This is a genomic window from Sorangium sp. So ce693, from assembly GCF_051521375.1.
Lineage (GTDB): Bacteria > Myxococcota_A > Polyangia > Polyangiales > Polyangiaceae > Sorangium > Sorangium atrum.
In genome coordinates this window covers 2,608,146-2,627,008 of sequence record NZ_CP150347.1, presented here as the reverse complement: position 1 = coordinate 2,627,008, position 18,863 = coordinate 2,608,146, and the positions used below count along the sequence as shown (strand labels likewise).

15 protein-coding genes are annotated in these 18,863 nt (G+C 71.5%); 6 read left to right on the top strand and 9 right to left on the bottom strand.

The window, feature by feature from the left end; genetic code table 11:
• Positions 1–76: 76 nt before the first annotated feature.
• Positions 77–1,225, bottom strand: a complete 1,149-nt coding sequence (locus WMF14_RS10085) for a citrate synthase (RefSeq protein WP_437800403.1) — start codon at positions 1,223–1,225, stop codon at positions 77–79.
• Between the two features lie 215 nt (positions 1,226–1,440).
• Between WMF14_RS10085 and WMF14_RS10080 the strand changes: the two genes are divergently transcribed.
• Entirely contained in the window at positions 1,441–2,730 is a 1,290-nt protein-coding gene (locus WMF14_RS10080) for a citrate synthase family protein (RefSeq protein ID WP_272101418.1), read from the top strand.
• A gap of 132 nt (positions 2,731–2,862) precedes the next feature.
• Here WMF14_RS10080 and WMF14_RS10075 read toward each other — a convergent pair whose 3' ends face one another.
• Together WMF14_RS10075 and WMF14_RS10070 are read right to left on the bottom strand one after the other, a co-directional pair.
• Positions 2,863–4,809 carry a potassium transporter Kup gene (locus tag WMF14_RS10075; RefSeq protein WP_437800401.1) on the bottom strand — a complete coding sequence of 649 codons (1,947 nt, stop codon included), beginning with the start codon at positions 4,807–4,809 and terminating at the stop codon, positions 2,863–2,865.
• Between the two features lie 57 nt (positions 4,810–4,866).
• A complete protein-coding gene (locus WMF14_RS10070) occupies positions 4,867–5,529 on the bottom strand; it encodes a UdgX family uracil-DNA binding protein (RefSeq protein ID WP_437800399.1) in 663 nt (220 codons plus the stop codon).
• 149 nt (positions 5,530–5,678) lie between these two features.
• Here WMF14_RS10070 and WMF14_RS10065 point away from each other — a divergent pair, with 149 nt between their 5' ends.
• The 4 genes from WMF14_RS10065 (at position 5,679) to WMF14_RS10050 (ending at position 11,252) form a co-directional block, all read left to right on the top strand.
• Complete coding sequence (locus WMF14_RS10065; RefSeq protein WP_437800397.1) at positions 5,679–6,410, top strand: TetR/AcrR family transcriptional regulator; 732 nt, start codon at positions 5,679–5,681, stop codon at positions 6,408–6,410.
• A gap of 475 nt (positions 6,411–6,885) precedes the next feature.
• Positions 6,886–7,269, top strand: a complete 384-nt coding sequence (locus WMF14_RS10060) for a hypothetical protein (protein ID WP_272101414.1) — start codon at positions 6,886–6,888, stop codon at positions 7,267–7,269.
• Between the two features lie 54 nt (positions 7,270–7,323).
• Positions 7,324–8,001 (top strand): hypothetical protein, encoded by a 678-nt coding sequence (locus WMF14_RS10055; protein WP_437800395.1) that lies wholly within the window; start codon positions 7,324–7,326, stop codon positions 7,999–8,001.
• 155 nt (positions 8,002–8,156) lie between these two features.
• Positions 8,157–11,252 carry a CheR family methyltransferase gene (locus WMF14_RS10050; RefSeq protein ID WP_437800393.1) on the top strand — a complete coding sequence of 1,032 codons (3,096 nt, stop codon included), beginning with the start codon at positions 8,157–8,159 and terminating at the stop codon, positions 11,250–11,252.
• A gap of 5 nt (positions 11,253–11,257) precedes the next feature.
• Here WMF14_RS10050 and WMF14_RS10045 read toward each other — a convergent pair whose 3' ends face one another.
• From WMF14_RS10045 to WMF14_RS10035, 3 genes are all read right to left on the bottom strand, one after another.
• A complete protein-coding gene (locus WMF14_RS10045; RefSeq protein WP_272101411.1) occupies positions 11,258–11,617 on the bottom strand; it encodes a gamma-glutamylcyclotransferase family protein in 360 nt (119 codons plus the stop codon).
• Entirely contained in the window at positions 11,614–11,985 is a 372-nt protein-coding gene (locus WMF14_RS10040) for a response regulator (protein WP_012234363.1), read from the bottom strand. Before WMF14_RS10040 ends, WMF14_RS10045 begins: the two co-directional genes overlap by 4 nt.
• A gap of 493 nt (positions 11,986–12,478) precedes the next feature.
• On the bottom strand, positions 12,479–12,874 hold the full coding sequence (locus WMF14_RS10035; protein ID WP_272101410.1) for a response regulator: 396 nt from the start codon (positions 12,872–12,874) through the stop codon (positions 12,479–12,481).
• Positions 12,875–13,381: 507 nt separating this feature from the next.
• Here WMF14_RS10035 and WMF14_RS10030 point away from each other — a divergent pair.
• Positions 13,382–15,088 carry a B12-binding domain-containing radical SAM protein gene (locus tag WMF14_RS10030; protein ID WP_437800390.1) on the top strand — a complete coding sequence of 569 codons (1,707 nt, stop codon included), beginning with the start codon at positions 13,382–13,384 and terminating at the stop codon, positions 15,086–15,088.
• Between the two features lie 40 nt (positions 15,089–15,128).
• Here the strand turns inward: WMF14_RS10030 and WMF14_RS10025 are convergent, their stop codons facing one another.
• From WMF14_RS10025 to WMF14_RS10015, 3 genes are read right to left on the bottom strand one after another with little or no spacing between them, the layout of a single operon-like run.
• Entirely contained in the window at positions 15,129–16,538 is a 1,410-nt protein-coding gene (locus WMF14_RS10025) for an adenylate/guanylate cyclase domain-containing protein (protein WP_437800388.1), read from the bottom strand.
• Complete coding sequence (locus WMF14_RS10020) at positions 16,535–18,541, bottom strand: hypothetical protein (RefSeq protein ID WP_437800386.1); 2,007 nt, start codon at positions 18,539–18,541, stop codon at positions 16,535–16,537. The genes WMF14_RS10025 and WMF14_RS10020 overlap by 4 nt, the downstream gene beginning before the upstream one ends.
• A complete protein-coding gene (locus WMF14_RS10015; protein WP_272101405.1) occupies positions 18,538–18,759 on the bottom strand; it encodes a Franean1_4349 family RiPP in 222 nt (73 codons plus the stop codon). The genes WMF14_RS10020 and WMF14_RS10015 overlap by 4 nt, the downstream gene beginning before the upstream one ends.
• Positions 18,760–18,863 lie beyond the last annotated feature (104 nt).

Here is an 18,863-nt window from a genome sequence, read left to right as displayed (position 1 = left end):
GCAGGTCGACCTCATGGCCGGCGATGACCAGCGCTCCTGCCAGCAGCCTCGCCGCGCGCGCGGCGGGCCCGACGCCTCAATGCGGCGGAGCTGCCGCTGCGGGGACGCCCCCGATGTAGCGTGAGCTCGGGCGAATGAGCCGCCCCGCGCGCCGTTGCTCGTCGATGTGCGCGCACCAGCCGGCGACCCTGCCCACCGCGAAGGTCGGCGCGAAGAGCGCGCGTGGCAGCCCGAGCGCGTCGAGCAGCACCGCCGTGTAGAACTCGACGTTCGCGCGCAGCGGGCGATCCGGGTGCCGCGCGCGGAGCGCGGCCTCCGCCGCCCGCTCGACCTCACGCGCCAGCGCGAGCCGGGCGCTCTGCGCGCCGCCTGCCGTCCGCCCGAGCCGCTCGATCGCCCGCTCGAGCACCGCCGCCCGCGGATCCCTCACCCGGTAGATCCGGTGGCCCATGCCCATGATCCGCCGGCCCGCCGCGAGCTCGGTCTGGATCCAGCGCTCGGCGCAGCCCGGCAGCGGCGCGCCGCCCTCGCCCGCCTTCGCCGCGACCGCGTCCAGCATGTCGAGGACCGGCCCGGGCGCGCCGCCGTGGAGCGGCCCCTTCAGCGCGCCGATCGCCGCGACCACCGCCGAGATCGCGTCCGACCCCGTCGAGGTGACAACGCGCGCGGTGAAGGTGGACGCGTTCATGCCGTGATCCGAGACCGTCACGAGGTACGTGTCGAGCTCGCGCGCCTCGGCCTCGCTCGCCGCGGCCCCCCGCGCCATGCGCAGGTAGTCGGCGGAGAGCCGGAGCGCCGGATCGGGCGCGACCGGCGCCTCCCCCGCGCAGCGCCGCGCCCACGCCGCCGCGAACGTCGCGACCGCCCCGGCGATCGCCGCGGGCGGGACGTCGGCCGAGAGGTGCGCGACCGCGGCGCGGAGCGCATCCATCCCGTCGCTGGCCTGGAGCGCGTCCCCGAGCCGCCCGAGCAGCGCGAAGGCCCTCGTCCGCCCCTCGGCGATCGCTCGCCGGAGCGACTCCCGCTCCGCCGCCCCGGGCAGCGCGCCGCCCCAGAGCAGCCCGCACATGTCCTCGAAGGTCACCCCGCCGCCGCCGGCGAGCTCCTCGACGTCGTGGCCCGCGAGGGTGAGCCTCCCCCGCTCTCCGTCCACCTCCGAGAGCCGCGTCTCCGCCACCACCACGCCTTCCAGGCCGCTCGCGAGCGGCGCCGCCACATCCCTCATTCCGATCACCTCCGCTGACGACATCTTGGGCACCTCACGAGGTTGATCAACCTTGATTGTACAATCAACCATGCACGGCCTCGAAGCGCGTCGAGGAAGAATCCCGGAGGAAGCCGTGGAAGGGGGGTGCTAGGAGGGATGGGTGTCGTCGGCGCGCGCGACGCCGGCGCCTCGTGCATCGGAAGACAGGATGGATGCAACGTTGATGGGCGCTCATGGTGGATCTACCTGACTCGGGGCAACGGCCGTCGGCGTACGTGACCGGCGCCGAGGCGGCGGAGCTGCTCGGCGTGAAGCGGGAGACGCTCTACGCGTACGCGAGCCGGGGCGTGCTCCGGGGGGTGCCCGGCGGGCGAGGGCGCGCGCGGCTCTACCTCCGGGCGGACATCGAGCGGCTCAAGGCGCGGCACGACGCGCGCGCCGGCCACGGCCCTGTCGCCGCCGAGGCGCTCCGGTGGGGCGAGCCGGTGCTCGAGTCGGCGCTCACCGCGATCGGCCCGCGCGGGCCCGTCTACCGGGGCAAGGAGGCGGTCGCGCTGGCGCTCGACGACGTGCCCTTCGAGGCGGTCGCCGAGCTGCTCTGGACGGGCGAGCTGCCGGCGGAGGGCGCGCCGGCGGCGCGGCCAGGCCGGCTGAGCGTCCGCCCGGCCAAGCTCGCGGCGCTCCTGCCCGAAGGCGCGCCGCCGTTCGTCGCGCTCGCGCTCGTGGTGCCCGCGCTCGGCGCGCACGACCCGACCCGCCACGTGGGCGCGCCTTCGGGCGATGGGCGCATCCCCACGGGCGACGCGGAGCGCACACGGGCGCGGGCCCTCGTGCGATCGCTCGCGGCGCTCGTGGGCCTCGGGCGGGACGCGCGCAGGGCGACCGACGCCCTCGAGGCCGACGGGGCGGCGCGGCGGCTGCTCATCGCCCTCGGCGCGAACGCCTCGAAGAAGGCCGAGCGCGCCGTGAACCGGGCGCTCCTGGTCTCGGCCGATCACGAGCTGAACGCCTCGACGTTCGCGGTCCGGGTGGCCGCCTCCACCGGCGCCGACCTCTACGCCTGCGTCAGCGCGGGGCTCGCCGCGCTCTCCGGCCCGAGGCACGGCGGCATGACCGACCGGGTGGAGGCCCTGGTCGCCGAGGCGGGCCGGCCCGAGCGCGCCGCCGCCGCGGTCCACGAGCGGCTGCGCCGCGGCGAGCCCATCGCCGGCGTCGGGCACAGGCTCTACCCCGAGGGCGACCCCCGCGCCCAGCTGCTGCTCGACACGGCCCGCGCGCTCGCCCCGCAGAGCACGGCCTTGCGCACGGTGCTCGCGCTCGTCGACGCGCTGCGCGACGCCGGCCTCGATCCGCCGTCGCTCGACCTGGGCCTCGTCGCGATCGCGGCCGCGCTCGGCCTGCCGGCCGGCACGGCGGCGGCGCTCTTCGCGGTGGGGCGCGCCGCCGGCTGGATCGCCCACGCGTTCGAGCAGCGCGAGGCGGGGTACATGCTCCGGCCGCGCGCCCGGTACACGGGGCCCTGATCGCAGCCTCCTGACGCCATCGACGTCAGGCCCGAAGCGGCGCCGCGCGCAAGACGGCAAGCGTGGTTCGCGGGGTGGTGGGGCCCCGACGAGCTTCGCTCGGCGGGGCGGCGGGGGCGCGCGCCCCCGCCGTCAAAAATCGACCTGCATTCCGAGCTCGACCACGCGGTTCGGCGGCAGACCGAAGTACGCCGTCGCCGGCCGCGCGTTCCGCGAGATGAAGGCGAAGAGCCCCTTGCGCCACCGGGACATCTTCGAGCGCCCGGTCGTCAGCAGCGTCTCCCTGCCGAGGTAGTAGCTCGTCCTCCCGAGATCGATGTCGAGCCCGTGCCGCTTGCACCCCTCGAGCACCGACGGCGCGTTCGGCGTCTGCATGAAGCCGTAACACGCCGTGACCTGGTAGATCCCCTCGCCCCGCGGGATCACCGTCGTTCGCCGCTCCGCCGGCACCTCCGGCACGTTCGTCACCTGGATCGAGAGGAGCACCACCTGCTCGTGCAGCACCTGGTTGTGCTTCACGTGGTGCAGCAGGATCGGCGGCGTGCCCTCCGGGCTCGACGCCATGAAGACCGCCGTCCCGCGCACCCGGTGCGGCTTCACGCGCTTCACGTCCTCGAGGAACATGTCGAGCGGCAAGATCGCCGACTTGATCGCCGCTGCGAGGTGCTTGCGCCCCGTCTTCCAGGTCGTCATCACCGTGAAGATCGCCGCGCCCATCACGATGGGCACCCAGCCCCCGTGGAAGAACTTGGCGCTGTTCGCCGCGAAGAACGCGAGATCGATCACCAGGAAGAGCCCGGCGAGCGGGAGCGATTTCCAGATCGGCCAACCCCACGTCTTCCGGGTGACCACGTAATAGACCACCGTGGTGATCCCCATCGTCCCCGTGACGGCGATGCCGTAGGCAGCCGCGAGCGCGCTCGAGTTCTTGAACGTGAGAACCAGCACGATGCACGAGATCAGGAGCCCGCTGTTCACCTCGGGGATGTAGATCTGCCCCGCCTCGTCCTTCGACGTGTGGACCACCGTGACGCGCGGGAAATACCCGAGCTGCACCGCCTGCTGGGTCAGCGAGAAGGCCCCGGAGATGAGCGCCTGGGACGCGACGACCGTCGCCGCGGTGGCGATCGCCACCGTGGGGTAGAGGGCCCATGACGGGACCAGCGCATAGAACGGGTTCGCCGCCGCGGTGGGGTCCGCGAGGAGCTTGGCGCCCTGGCCGAAATAATTGATGAGCAGCCCGGGCCAGACGATCGTGTACCAGGTGTACTTGATCGGCACGCGGCCGAAATGCCCCATGTCGGCGTACAGCGCCTCGCCGCCCGTGATGCAGAGGACGACCGCGCCGAGGATCAGGAAGCCATGCAGTTGATTCTCGACAAAGAAGCTCACCGCGTAGGTCGGTGAGACGGCCCGGAGCACTCCGGGGCTGCCGATGATCTCCTTGGCCCCGAGCAGCACGAGCGTGACAAACCACACGAGCGTCACAGGCCCGAAGATCGACCCGACCCCGGCCGTGCCGCGCTTCTGCACGAGGAACACGGCGAGCAGCACGCCGCAGGTGATGACCGGCACGACGGAAGGGTCCAGCTTCGGGATCGCGACCTCGAGGCCCTCCACGGCCGAGAGCACCGAGATCGCGGGCGTGATCACGCCGTCACCATAAAGGAGCGCCGCGCCGAAGAGGACGAGGAGCACGAGGAGGCCGCGGCCGTCGCCCTTGCGATCGCCGCTCGGGACGAGCGCGAGCAGCGCGAGGATGCCGCCCGCGCCCTCGTTGTCGGCCCGCGTGATGAACGTCACGTACTTGATGGTCACCACCATCATCAACGACCAGAACATCAGCGAGAGCACCCCGAGCACGTTCTCGGGCGTCGGAGCGACGTGGTGCGGGCTGCTGCGGCTGAAGCACTCCTTCATCGCGTAGAGCGGGCTCGTCCCGATGTCGCCGTAGACGACCCCGAGCGCGGCCAGCATCAGCGGCCACATCTTCTTCGAGCTCCCCATGTGGGCGCGCTCGGCCATCGGAGAGGGCGCGGGGCGCTCTGCGGCAGGGACCGGTCGTGGGCTCATCGTCATCGGGGCGGATCCTACTCCATCGAGAGCGCGCCTCGCGAGGAGGCGGAGCGCGACGGCTCAGCCGAGCGCGCGCGCCGCCACGGTGAGATCTTCGATGAAGCGGGAGAGCTCGGCTCGCCTCGTCGCTTCGTCCGGCATGCGGAGGATCGACGCGGGGTGCACGGTCGCCAGCACGCGCGGCGCGAGCGGCGAGGCGACGATCCTGCCGCGCTCGCGCGTGACCCGGAACGAGCCGCCGAGCAGCGCCTGCGCCGCCGTCGCGCCGAGGCATACCACGATCGCCGGCTGCACCACCGCGATCTCCGCGGCGAGCCACGGCAGGCACGCGCGGATCTCGCGCGCGTCCGGCTTCACGTGGATGCGGCGCTTGCCGCGCGGCTCCCACTTGAAGTGCTTCACCACGTTGGTCACGTACGCCCGGCGCCGCTCGATCCCCGCCGCCTCGAGCGCGCGATCGAGCAGCTGCCCCGCTGGGCCCACGAACGGTTTACCGGCCAGGTCCTCCTTGTCGCCCGGCTGTTCGCCGACGAGGAGCACGTCCGATCGCGCCGCGCCCTCGCCGAACACCGTCTGCGTCCCCCGCTCCCAGAGCGGACACGCCTGGCACCGCGCGGCGGCCTCGCGCAGGCTCGGCAACGAGGGAGGGCTGGGGACGAGCGCCGCCGCCGTCGCCTCGCCGACGCCGCGCCCTGCTGCATTTCGTCTCGCCACGGTCGCCATGACCGCCTCCGCAGCATCGCTCGTGCCATGGGCAATGCGGCGCGGTCGAACGCGCCGCGTCGCGAGGAGCGCGGCCGACGAGCGTCTTGACGGCATCCGGCAGCCTTCCCATAGTGCCACGGTCCTCCGACGTTGACCGACCAGTCAGAATGCCCCGCCTCGCCGATCGCCGCGCCAGGATCGAGCTGCTCCGCGCCGCCGAGGCTGCCTTCACCGAGCGCGGCCTGGCCGCCGCGAGGGTCGAGGACATCACCGAGCGCGCGGGCGTCTCGAAGGGCGCGTTCTACCTGCACTTCCAGAGCAAGGACGACTGCTTCAAGCAGATCGTCGAGACCTTCATCGCGCGCCTCGCCGACTGCGTGGAGCCGCCGCCCGTCGTCTTCGAGGCCGAGCGAGCGTCGGTGAACGAGTACTTCAAGCGCCTCCTCGCCCACGACATGGAGGTGCTCGAGTTCTGCTGGCAGAACCGCGCGCTCCTCAGGATGATGCTGGCGGGCGGCGGTGGGACTCCGTACGCTTACCTGATCGACGAGTTCGCCCAGCGCGTCGCCCGGCAGGTGGAGGGCCGCCTCCGGTACGCGATCGACATCGGCCTCTACCGGCGCGATCTGGATCCCGGCGTCATCGCCGCGCTCATGTCCGGCGCCTTCGATCGCCTGGTGCGCAAGCTCATCGACGCGCCGTGCAGGCCAGACATCGCGGCCTGGGCTGCGCAGGTGCTCCAGCTCTTCACGCACGGCCTGCTCGCCCCGGAGGTGCGCGCCGTCGCTGACCAGTCGGTCATGGAAGCACCCCCGCGCAGCGCGCGGCAGACCGCCGATCCGGCGCCTGCCTCGGCGTCGAGCAGCGAGCGCCGGCGCTCCAAGGCGAAGGCGACGTAGGCGACCTGGCTGACGAGGGCGCACCGCGCTCCCGCGGTCGTCGGCGCACTCCGCCTTCATCGGAAACATTGGAGCCGTCGGAAGCGCCGATACAGCAGGAGCCTTGGAAACACGATCCAGTCCGCCGCCAGCCGTAGGGCTTTGCCTGAATGAAATGGTCGGAAACCCGGCGGTATTTGGACAGCTTACAGGGAATCCCTGACGAACGATTCCACATCGCCCTAGCGGTCGGTCGGGCAGCAGCTGAGCTACAGCTGACAGTCAACGGGATTTTCGGCAGGAATTTTCGGCAGGACAGTGAGGGGGTGGATCGGGGGCCGGAGGGGAACCGTTCAGGCAACTCGGGAAGAGCGCAGCCTTGGGGAGCGGTCCTGCCCGTTCCATCGCGCCAGGCTGACCGTCGCGCGCTCTGGCCGGTCACGGACACTCTCTGGACGGCTCTCCGCAAAGGAACGGAACTGTCGAGGGGGGCGGAATGGGCATACAGACGGGTCGTGATAGACGGTTAATCCACGAGCTGCTCCGGCAGACCTGCCGGTCGATCCAATGGCGTGCGGACACCGCAAGGTCGATTGCAGAGAGGATCGAGATCGCCCTCGCCGAGCACGCGCTCCACGTCTCCACGCCGGACGTCGACCTGCGCGTCCGGCTGACCAAGGACTTTGCGCTCGCCATCGCGATACGCGTGCTCTCCTTCGGCGACGACGCCGAGGAGTCGCTGAGCAAAGCCCTGTGTCAGGACAGATCGCTCATGGCGGAGCTCGTTAAGGAAGAGTGGCAGCTCGTGCGCACCGCCTGCAGAACGGCCGAGCAGACCGCCGGGAGGCTGGTGCTCCTGACGGCGGTACCGGGGGCGTGAGACCGCGAGCAGGACGCACGCCGAGAACGCGACCGGGCCCACGAGGCGATAGAGATGGCGCCCCAGACCAGCTACAGCATTTACGTTCGCTTCCGGGGCAGGCGGCTCGCGCTCATGAGGCACATCCGCTCGCTCGAGACGGCGCGGTTCCAGCTGCGGTCCTTCCGGGCAGAGCGGTTCCACGACGCCGATCAGGTCTTTCTCGTCAACGACGCGACGAGGCAGATCGTCGACGAACGGGGGTGGGAGGACGCCGGAGAGTCCGGGGAGGATCGGCAGATCAGCGCCGACGTCCGCCTTCCGACCGATGGCAAGCGCGCGGAGCGCACGCACGACGCGGGGAGCGAGGCAGATCGATCGCTGGGAGGGGCGCAGGCTCCCGCGCTGCTCGCGGCGCCCGAGGCGCCGGCGCCGCCGCTCGCGGCGCCCCTCGATCACCTGGCGCGATCCGACGGCGAAGCCCGGCACGTTCCACCGGAGAGGAGATGGTCCGGCGTCGAGAACCCGGAGCCGCCGCGCGCACGCCTGCGCCGCGCGATCACGGCAGCCCAGGTCGCCCGAGCGCGCCACGACGCCGCGCTGGAGGCCCTGACCAGGCTCCAGCCCGGCGGGAGGATGGATGAGATGACCCTGAGGAGGCTCAATGATTCTGCCCGAATGGTATCCGACCGATCCGCACACATCATCGAGCGGCTCGAGCAACTCCTGAAGCGCCTGGAAGGGGCGCGCTGATATGGTGAGATGACCGTGAGGCGCCGTGTCCCATGCGCGACATGGACGACGACAGCCATCGTTGACCGACCGCCCACCGGAACCCTGGCTTAGTCCCTGTCAGGCTCTCGCCATAGCGAGACGCGTGAGAGAGCGCCCAACCGTTCAAGCCGACAATGCCCGAACAGAAGAAGTCACGCCGGACGCAACTCGGGGCACCGGGCCAGAGCGACGCCGCGCCCCAGGCCGGCAGGGCATCCGCGCCGGGGCGAGCGCCGGTCCCGCTCCCGGGCGCCGGCGAGGGCGCCACAGCGGTCGAGCCGCGCCCCGAGGGCGAGCTGCGCTTTCCCGTGGTCTGTGTCGTCGCTTCGGCCGGCGGACGCAACGCGATCGCGGAGCTCCTCCGGCGGTTGCCCAGCAGAGATACGAGCCTTTCTCTCGTCCTGATCTACAGCGCAGATCCAGGGGAGCTCCCCCTCCTCGAGCTCGTGGCGCAGAGCAGCCCTCTCCCTGTGACCGAGCTCCGATCGGGGATGAAGCTCGCGCCTGGTCGTGTCCAGGTCCTGCCCCCGGAGGCGCAGGCGACGCTGGCGGGGCTCCGCGTCGACCTCGCGCCGCGGGGCGAGGGCGGCCCGGGCCCTGGCGATCTCTTCCTGCGCTCGCTCGCGGGCGAGCTCGGGTCGGGCGCGGTGGCCGTCGTGCTGTCCGGCGCCGGGAGCGACGGCGCGCTGGGGCTGAAGGACGTGAAGGCCGAGGGCGGGGTCACCTTCGCGGAGAACCCGCGCGGCGCCGAGCGGCCGGCGCTCCCGCGGAGCGCCATCGCGGCCGGAGGCGTCGACTTCGTCCTCAGCGTCGAGGAGATCGCGGCGGAGCTCGTGCGGATGGGTCGCCCCGGGCACGTGCTCGCTCCATGGCTCAGGCAGGGCGCGCCCCTCGGAATGGACCCCGATCTCAGCAAGCTCCTGAGGCTGCTTCACGCCGCGGTGGGCGTCGACTTCAGCCAGTACAAGAAGAGCACGCTGAGGAGGCGCATCCAGCGGCGAATGACGCTCCACAGGCTCGCCACCCTCCAGGACTACCTGGAGCACTTGAAAGCGCACCCCGGCGAGATCGAGGATCTCTACCAAGACCTCCTCATCAAGGTCACCACGTTCTTCCGCGATCCGGGCGCCTTCGCCGCGCTGAAGACCCACGTGTTCCCGGTGCTCATGCACAGCAGGCCGCAGGACTCCCCTGTTCGCATCTGGGTGCCGGGCTGCTCGACGGGCGAGGAGGTCTACTCTCTCGCGATCTCGTTGCTCGAATTCCTCGAAGCCGACGCGACCGATCATGCCATCCAGATCTTCGGCACCGACCTGAGCGAGGCCGCCATCCAGCAGGCGCGGGCCGGGATCTACATCGAGAGCATCTCGATGGACGTCTCGCCCAGCCGGCTGCGCCGCTTCTTCGTCAGGGTACAAGGCGGCTTTCAGGTCAACAAATCGGTCCGCGATCTGTGCGTCTTCTCGCGCCACAACGCCGCGGCCGACCCGCCCCTGTTGAAGCTCGATTTCACCAGCTGCCGCAACCTGATGATCTACCTGGAGCCGAGCCTGCAGCGCCGGCTGCTGCAGACGTTCCACCAGGCCCTCAAGCCCACCGGGTTCCTGCTCCTCGGCTCGTCCGAGAGCCTCACGACGACGCCCGATCTGTTCGGGGTCGTGGACAGGACCCACAGGATCTTCTGCAAGCGCGCCGCGTCGGAGGCGGCCCACTCGCTCGCCCTCGCCGCGCCCGCTCTGCCCGGCGTGCCGGTGGTCGCCCTGGCGACGGAGAGGCCGCGGGAGCCCGAGGGGCTCGGCATGGATGCGGTGCGCAGGGAGGCCGACGCCATCGTCATGGCGCGCTATGCCCCCGCCGGCGTGGTCGTGGACGAGGAGATGCAGATCGTCCAGTTCCGGGGCAAGACGGGGCCCTACCTCGAGCCGTCACCGGGCGACGCTAGCCTGCACCTCTTCAAGATGGCCCGAGAGGGGCTCGTCCTCGGCATCCGGGCCGCCATCGACGCGTCGATGAACTCGGGCGCGATGGCCCGCAGGGAGCAGATCAAGGTCAGGCAGGACGAGAAGATCCGGTACGTCGACGTCGAGGTCTGGCCGCTCAAGGTGCGGCTCCCGCAAGGGCGCTGCTTCCTCGTCACCTTCTCCGAATCGGGCGCCGCGAGGCTGGACCGGCCGGGCAGCGACCCGGCCCCGAGCGACGCCCAGAAGGATCTGGAGATCGTCCAGCTCCGCAGGGAGCTCGTGACCACGAGGGAGTACCTCCAGTCGCTCATCGATGAGCTCGAGGCGACGAACGAAGAGCTCCTGTGCACGAACGACGAGCTCCTCGCGAGCAACGACGAGCTGCAGAGGGTGAACGACGCGCTCGAGGGCGCCCACGACGAGCTCCAGTCGGCGAACCAGGAGCTCACGACCATCAACGAGGAGCTCCGCAGCAGCAACGTCGCGCTCGGCCTCGCCAACGACGAGCTGCGCAAGCTCCTCGGCGACATGAACATCCCGATGCTGATGGTCGACGCGGACCTGCGGATCCGCCGCGTCGCCGGCGCCGCCGACAAGCTGCTCGGCCTCGCCGCGAGCGACGTGGGCAGATCCATCCTCGAGGTGAAGTCGAGGAGCGTGGCCGACATCGCGCCCGTCGTCGCCGAGGTGCTCGGCAAGAGGAGCACCGTCGAACGGCACGTCGAGGACCGCGACGGGCGCTGCTATCTCATGCGGGCGCGCCCCTCCCGGACCACCGACGACGAGGTCGACGGCGCGGTGATCTGCTGGCTGGAGAGCGAGGCGCCGAGGAGCGCCGCGCGCGAGCTCGCGGGCACGCGCGACGGCCTCTCCGCCGTCTTCGAGGTGCTGCGCCATCCGTTCCTCCTGCTCGACGGGGAGCTCCGGATCCGGGCGGTCACCCGGCGCTACTGCGAGCAGTTCATGGTCCCTCTCGGCGACATCGAGGGACGATCGCTCTCGGCCATCGATGCCGGATGGAACACCCCTCAGCTGGAGCAGCAGCTCCGGGACGTGCTCCACCGCCGCGCCGCGCTCGTCGACTTCCACCTCGAGGCCGTGCTCGCGCACGCCGGCCGCAGGACGCTCTCGTTCTCAGCCTTCCGGCTCCAGGCCGACGAGGGCGAGCTCCCGGCCCTGCTGCTCGTCGTCGAGGACAGGACGGCGCCCGAGATCGACCCGGCCGCTCCACCCGGGGTGCGGCCAGCGCGCCGCTCCGGCCCCGGCTGACGCGCTCATCGCCGCCGTGTCCGCCAGTCCCCGGAGGCGATCCGAGGCCACCCCATCGCCTGCCCGGCGGGCATCAGGTAGGCCTCGCAGAGCGCGCCCCCGTGGAGCTCGATCGGCTCACGCCTGAAGACGTCGGGGCAGTCCTCGTAGAGGTCGAGCGAGGGCAGCGCCTCCGGGTCCGGCTCGTACAGCTCCCCGAGGACCGCGACCGAGCCCCCGCGCACGAGCGCCGGGTAGGCGCCGAGATCGGCGAGCTCGAACGACGGGGCGGTGCGCGCGTCCCCGAGGCAACGCGCGCGCCCGAGCAGCGCGTGCGCGCGCTCGCCGCGCATCAGCGTGCCGTAGACGAACAGGCGCGCCGTCACCGGCAGTGCTGTTCGACCGCGGCGAGCAGCTGCTCGAGGTTGATCGGCTTCTTGAGGAACTGCGCTGCGCCGAGCGAGGACACGAACTCGTCGCGGCCCGTCGCCGAGATGATCACCACCGGGATCGCGGCGAGCTCCGGATCCTTCTTCTGCTCCGCCCTGAACTGCCAGCCATCCATGATCGGCATCATGAGATCGAGCAGGATGAGCCCGGGTCTCGGATCCGTTCTAAGCGCGCTGAGCGCCTCGCCGCCGTGCGCCGCCGACGCGACGGCGTACCCCTCCTCCTGCAGGAGCTCGGCGAGGGTCTCTCGAATATCCGGATCGTCATCGACAACGAGGATCCTCTTCAAGGGAGTGGCAGGCACGGTGCATCAACCACTATGCGAAAGCCTGACGTCACGGCGAAACAGGGAAAGCCCTGAATCCCTGCTCGGGTTCCGCTTGATCGGGCTCGTTCTGCGAGGAAGGGGGCGCATGAAGGTCTCTCTACGTCTCTCTCCGGCAATCAGCGCCGCAAAGGCGCCTTGGAGCGGAGCCCGCTCCCGCGTCGCTCGTGCCGCCACGCAGGGGCGCGAGGTCGACGTGGGTTGAGCCGGGCAGCTCTGGCAGGCGGGTTCGGGCGTACGCATCACGGGGATCGATCGTCGGCGGTCGAGCCCGATGTTACAGCACGGTCGCGCTCCGGCGAAGCCGCTCTGTACCCGATCTGCGGCCAGCCAGGGTGAGCGCAGCACGGCTTGGTCGCCATCCACCACGTCATGAGCTGCGATCCTACCACCGACGCCGAGGGGCGCAGCAGCCTGGCGTCCGCCGGAACGACGGCCCAAGGCGCTCGCGGCGTGGTCCGAACGGGCAGCGTCAACGGTCGATGTCTGTCGAGCCGAGCGAGCCGAGCACCACCTTCGAGAGGGTGCCCAGCAGGACGTCGATGTCCACCGGCTTCGGGAGGAGCGCGGCCGCATGCAGCCGCTCGGCGATCGCCTGCATCTCGTGGGGGAGGCGGGCCGAGAAGATCATGAGGGGCGAGGGCGTGCCGAGCCCCTCGATCTCGGAGACGAATCGGTCCGTCGTCATGCCCGGCATCGTCAGATCGAGGAGAACCGCGTGGAAGCGCCGCTCCGCGAGCGCATCGAGCACCGCGCGCGCGGTCGCGGTCAGCTCGACCTCGTACCCTTCCAGGGTCAGGAGCTCTTCCAGCATCGTCGCAGTGTCAACGTCGTCCTCCGCAACCAGGATCACGTGCTTGCCACACATGGCTCCCCTCGGCTTTCTTCAGTAGCGGGGGTCGCTCGCCAGGGCAGCGCGCCCTCTCTTCCCCATGCTGGGGGAGGACTGGATGGGCGCTCGACGCAGCCCGAGCCTCCGCTGGCCAGCGCAGCGCAACCAACCTCGGTGATGCGCCCGGGGTGACGGATCGCCCGGACACACCGGAGCGCTCGCCGCGGTGCGCCACCCCGACGACCACGCCGCGAAGTGCGCAGCCCGACAGTCCGCCGCTGTCCGCCGATCCGGTACGTTCCGTTCCCCCTCTCCCGCCCAGGGCAGTATGAAAGCCCGACTGCGCGCCGGATGCAACTCCGGGCAGAAGGAGCAACTCCGGGCGCAAGGAACCGACCGGGGGGCACCGGGGGGGCACCAGGGCGGCGAAGAGCGCGAGCAGACAGAGAGCGCGAACGGACTCCCCGACAGGGGAGACACCCTGGTAGACTCCCATGGATGCCTGGCGAACGCCGCGTCGCGCTACTCGCGATGGAGCCAACCATGCCGGACGGTGGGGGAGCGCCGTCCAGCCATGGAGTCCGTCGTGTCGAGGCCTCTTTGCTCGCCGATCCGGACCTCGCCGGCGTGCCGATCCACGTGATCGACGCGCAGACGAGGGATCTCGACGCGTGGGTCGCGGAGGTCGAGACCGTGGACGCGGACGTGGTCGGCCTCGCCGCGCACGTCTGGTCGTTCCCCACGTTCATCGAGGTCGCGCGCCACCTGCAGCGCAACCGGCCGGGGCGCACGATCGCGCTCTGCGGGCCCCTCGCGCGCCCCGCGATGTTCGCGCTCGCGCCCTGGCGCGACGCCACCGCTTGCATCGACGCCCTCGTGCACGGCAACGAGCTCACGTTCCGGAACATCGTCCGGCTGAGCGAGCGCTCTCCCGACGCGCTGCGCGCTGTGCCGGGGCTGCACGTCTCCACCGCCGGCGGCTGGGTCTCGACAGGCGAACCGCCCTACGTGGCGCCCGACGAGCTCCCCTCGCCGATCCGGATGAAGCTGCTCCCGAGCGATCGCATCGTCCCGCTCGAGATCTGCCGCGGGGGCGCCATGAGCTGCGCGACGTGCGGCGTCTCCACGGGCGACGCTGGCAGCGTCTTCTCCGAGGCCTACCTCGTCGAAGAGCTGAGCGCGCTCCGCGCCGCCGGCGCGCCGGGCGCGCAGATCGTCGACGCCCCGCTCAACCTGAGCGCGGAGGCGTTCCGGAACCTGGTGGCCGCGGAGAAGCAGGTCGGCTTCTTCAAGCAGGCGACGCTGACGGCATCGATCGATCCGGAGCACGTGCACGACGAGCACCTCGAGTTCCTCCGCGGCGTCGCGCGCGTCTCGCTCGACGCGCGGCTGCCGCCGCTCAACAAGGAGACGGGCGACGGCACGCAGCGCCCCTTCAGGGAGTCGAAGTTCGCGAAGGTGATCGAGGAGCTCTCGACGTTCACGGACATCGAGGTGGACATCCTCCTCGGCCTCCCCGGCGACGGTCCGATCACGTTCCGGCGCACGCTCGAGCGCGCGCGCGAGCTCCCGTGCAAGATCCGCATCTTCCACAGCCTCGTCCTCCCGGACGACCTCATGGTCCGCGCGCCTGCCTCGTTCGAGCTCCGCTTCGACCCGTTCACGCTGATGATGCGCTCCTGCCTCGGCTGGTCCGAGGACGCGCTCTCTCGCGAGCGCAGCCGCCTCATCGAGATGGCCTACCGCGAAGGCGGCGAGATCACGCCGGACATGTGGTCGTTCCCCGGGCCTCGCGAGATGCGGCGGCCCGCGATGCCGCTCGGCAGCGGCGTGGTCCCGCCGGGCGCCGAGATCCGGGTCGAAGGCGCGACGACGCTCGCGCCTGCAGGCCAGGACTTGCAGCGCGTGCTCGAGCTCGGGATCAAGGAGGCGACCTCCGGCGGGTGGACGTTCGTGGAGGCCTCGGCGCGCCCGGGCGAGATCGTCGTCATCATGAAGACGCGCGACGGCGCGCTGGTCGTCGAGATGCGCCCCGCCTCGCCCACGGAGAACGCGTACAAGGTCGTGGACGGCGTCGCGTTCGGCTACCGCTCGCCGCGCGGCGTGAAGATGAGCGACGGCGCGCTCCGGCTGCTCGATCGCGTCCTCCAGCGCCTCCACGCGCCGGCGCGCACGGCGCTCGGCCTGTCGACGCAGGACGGCGGCCCCGGCTCGGCGCGCGTCCGGCGCTTCCGCGCCACGCCCTCGTGACCCCCTCGACCCGATCGCGGAGCGTGCCGCGAGCCTCCGGCTATTCCTTGCTGCGAAGGGCGGCCGGCGCCCGCGGCGGCATCGAGTCCATGGGACGGGCCCGCGAGAGGAGCTCTCGCCGGAGCTCGCCCAGGCGCGCCGGAGAGAGATCCATGTGGTCCACGATGTACGGGTGGACCTGACGGCTCTTGCCTCGGATGCTCAGCGCGCCGGTCGGCTGCGCCGGGATGGAGTCGTCGAGGGTCGCGTACGTCGTCTGGCAGATGATGATCTTGGAGCCGAGCTCCTTGTTGAACTGCTCGAGGCGGGCGGCCGTGTTTACCGTATCCCCGATGCAGGTGTACTCCATGCGCTGGAGCGAGCCGATGTTGCCGGAGATGACGGTGCCGGTCGCGATCCCGACGCCCATCTGGATCTCGCCGCCGCCGAGGAGCTTCCGCTGGTTCATGCGCTCGAGCGCCTGCACCATCTCGATCGCCGCGATCACGGCGCGCTTCGGCGCGTCCTCGACCGAGAGCGGCGCGCCGAACACCGCCATCAGGCCGTCGCCGATGTACTTGTCGAGCGTGCCCCCGTAGCGGAACACGATGTCGACCATCTCCGTGAAGTACTCGTTCAGGAACGAGACCACGGCCTCCGGCTCGACCGACTCGGTGAGCGGGGTGAAGTTGCGGATGTCGGTGAACATCACCGAGACGTGCCGCCGCGTTCCTCCGAGCTTGAGCCGCCTCGGATCGGACAGGACGAAGTCGACGAGATCCTTCGATAGATACCGGCCGAGCTCCTGCTTCTCGCGCTCGAGCCGGAGGCGGGCCATGGACTCCACCTCGGCCCGCACGACCAGGTTGCGCGACATCCGCGCGATGATGCCGGCGACGACGCCGGGGAGCGCGATGAAGAGGATCTGCTGGCACTGGTCCGCGATGTTGATGGCGTTCTTCCCGTAGACGGACACCGAGCTGATCGGGACCGCGCCGGAGCCGACCGTGACGGCGAGCACGATCGAGTTGAAGACGGCCGACAGCCCCGCCGAGTACAGGCACGCCGCGAGGCTGTAGCGGAAGCCCGACATCAGGTTCCAGAGCACGTAGACGGTCGCGAGGTAGCTCGTGAAGTACTCGATGATCCCCGAGTGGTTCCTCGCCGTCCCCAGGGCCGTGAGCGTCAGGAGCGCGAGGTCGACGAAGATGCTCACGTACTTGAGCCAGCCCACGTAGACGCCGGGGCGCAGCCGGAAGAACGTGTAGAGCACGAGCGAGTAGGCGAGGTACCCGCCGTTCAGGATCGCGAAGATCTGGTTGGCGGCCGGGGTGTTGATCCGCCACACGTGCATGAAGGTGGCGGCGCTGAGCAGCGCGAACGCGAACCGGATGTGGTTCACGATCTGCTCCCCGCGCATCTCCTGCGCCTCCATGATCCGCACGATCTCGGGCGACTTCTCGATGCTCATGTGCGCCGCTCCCCTCCGCGCCGCAGCCGAGACCGCGCCGCGGCGAACCCACGCGCGCAGAGCGCGGTCGTCAGCGCCCTGCCCTGGTGGAGCCCCTCGCGACCGCGCTTCATGGGCACCCGGTAGAGCGGCTCCGCAGGCCAGGAGCCGTCCACGAGCTGGCGCTCGCCGAGGTAGCGCAGCCCTCGCGTGAGGAGCAGCGGATCGGGCCGCTCCCTCATCGCCGCTCCCTCGAGGCACGCGGCCGTGCGGAGCGGCGCCCCGAAGCCGCCGTCGAGCCGCTGCGATCGGAGCATCCGCGACAGCGTCGCGGCCTCGACCGCCGCGACGTCGTCGGCCCACCGCGCGTCCCCCGCCCTCTCCCGGTAAAGCCGCGCGAAGCGAAGGAACGCGAGGTCCGTGTACGAGGCATCGTAGAAGCAAGCGCCCTCGATGCCGCCCTCCGAGGCGGCGTCGAGCACGCGCCGCGCGTTCGCGTCGATGAGCCGCGCGAACCGCTCCGCGTCGAGCGAGAGCAGGCCCACGAGGAGGTTCAGCCGGACGGTCGCGCAGTCGTCGCCGGCCCACGCCACGCCCGGCGTGGTCGGCCCCGCGGGCCCGCGGTAGAACCAGGTCGGAACGACGCCGTCCTCACCCACGTTGGCCAGCATGACCTCGATCCACGACTCTGCCCGCTCCTTCGCGGCGCCCGTCTCGGCGACCAGCTCGAGCACGACGCCGAGGAGGTCGGCGTCCGGCGGGACGTCGCGGAACCCGCCGAAGTAGCGGAGCTCTCCCGCCGGGATCTCATCGAGCAACGCCGCGGCGTCGGCGCGGACGTCGCGCCCGACCTCCCCGATCTCGAGCAGCGCTCTCAGGATCGTCGCCCGGACGAACCAATGCCCGACCGGCTGCTCGCTCGACCCGAGCACGCCGAAGCGCTGCACTTCCCAGGACTCGCGCCACGGCGCGGCGTCCAGGAGGAACGCGACCGCCGCCTGCAGATCCGCGCGCGCCTCGTCGGGCGGCGCCCGCTCGCCCTGCGCGCGCGGCGGCCCGAGCGCCGCGCCGGTGCCGAGGAGATCGCGGAAAGACATCAGCCCCTCGAAGAAGCGGAGGCGCTCGCCGAGCGCGTCGAGGAATTCGCGCTGCGCCTCGGCGAGGCCGCGCGCGCTCGGGCTCGTTCGAGGAGAGGCGGCCACGACCTCACGGGCCGACGCGAGCGCCTCCTGCATGCGCGCGGCGAGCGCGGCGCGGTACGGGCGGGTCGCGAGCAGGCTGTGGATCTCGCCGCGGCGCACGCGGGACGCGCGCTCGCCCGAGAGCGCGCGGAGCAGCGGAGGAGCGAGCCCCGCGCCGCGCAGCCAGAGCGCGAAGAGCGGCGTGAGCGTCGGCGCCGCGAGGTCAGGAGCGATCGGATCGATCCAGAGGCGCACGAGCCCGTCCAGCAGCCAGATCGGCTCGGCCACGGCCTCTCCGAAGCGACGGGCGGGCGCGAGATCGTCGCCTGCGACGAGCGCGGGCGCCGTCCAGAGGGCCACGGCCTCGCGCACGCCGGCGGCGGTGGGCGCAGCCAGGGCGCCGGAGCCGTCGATCTCGATCACCGGGTTCTCGCGCCACGAAGCCTCCGCCAGCTCGGCCAGCCCCAGGAGCCACCCGTGCGCGCGCGTGTCGTCCGCGTGCTGCGCGAGGAGACGCGCGGCGATCGCGCCCCGCACGAGCGCGTCCGGAGCGCCTTCGATGCCCCCGGCGGCCACCGCGGCGACCGCCACGGCGGCGTCGGCGGCCGCGTCGGGCGCAGACGCCCGCCCGCAAAGCCGCAGCGCCCAGCTGGCCCACGGGATGCTGTACCCGGGCGGTGCGCCCACGCCGCGCTCGATCGCGAGCGCTCCCCACGCCGCTTCACCGCGCTGAAGCGCCCCCCCCGGTAGAAGCGCCGACCAGGCGCGCTCGCACGCAGCCCGGTCACCCGGGTCGAGCCATGGCCAGGCGGCGGTCACCCCTCCAGCAGGGGACAACGTCACATACCGACTCCGCCCTCACGCGCCGCGGCCGCGATGGCCGCATCGACCGCTTCGGGCGTCGAGGTCGCGGCATCCCGGATGCGCTGGAGCGTCTCCGCCCCGACGTCGTATCCCTCCGCCTGGATGGTGCGCTCGGGATCGGCAAGGAGCTGCTGACGGAAGCTCGAATCCACGACGGCACGACCGATGAGCTCTGCCTCTGATTTCTTCGACGTCACGACTCCTCGCTTTCTCGCCTGGGAGGCTAGGAGACCTCCAAACGGCTAGCAAGTACAAGCAGGCGCGTCCGCGCGTCCGCGCGTCCTCGGGGGGTGTTGCGTCC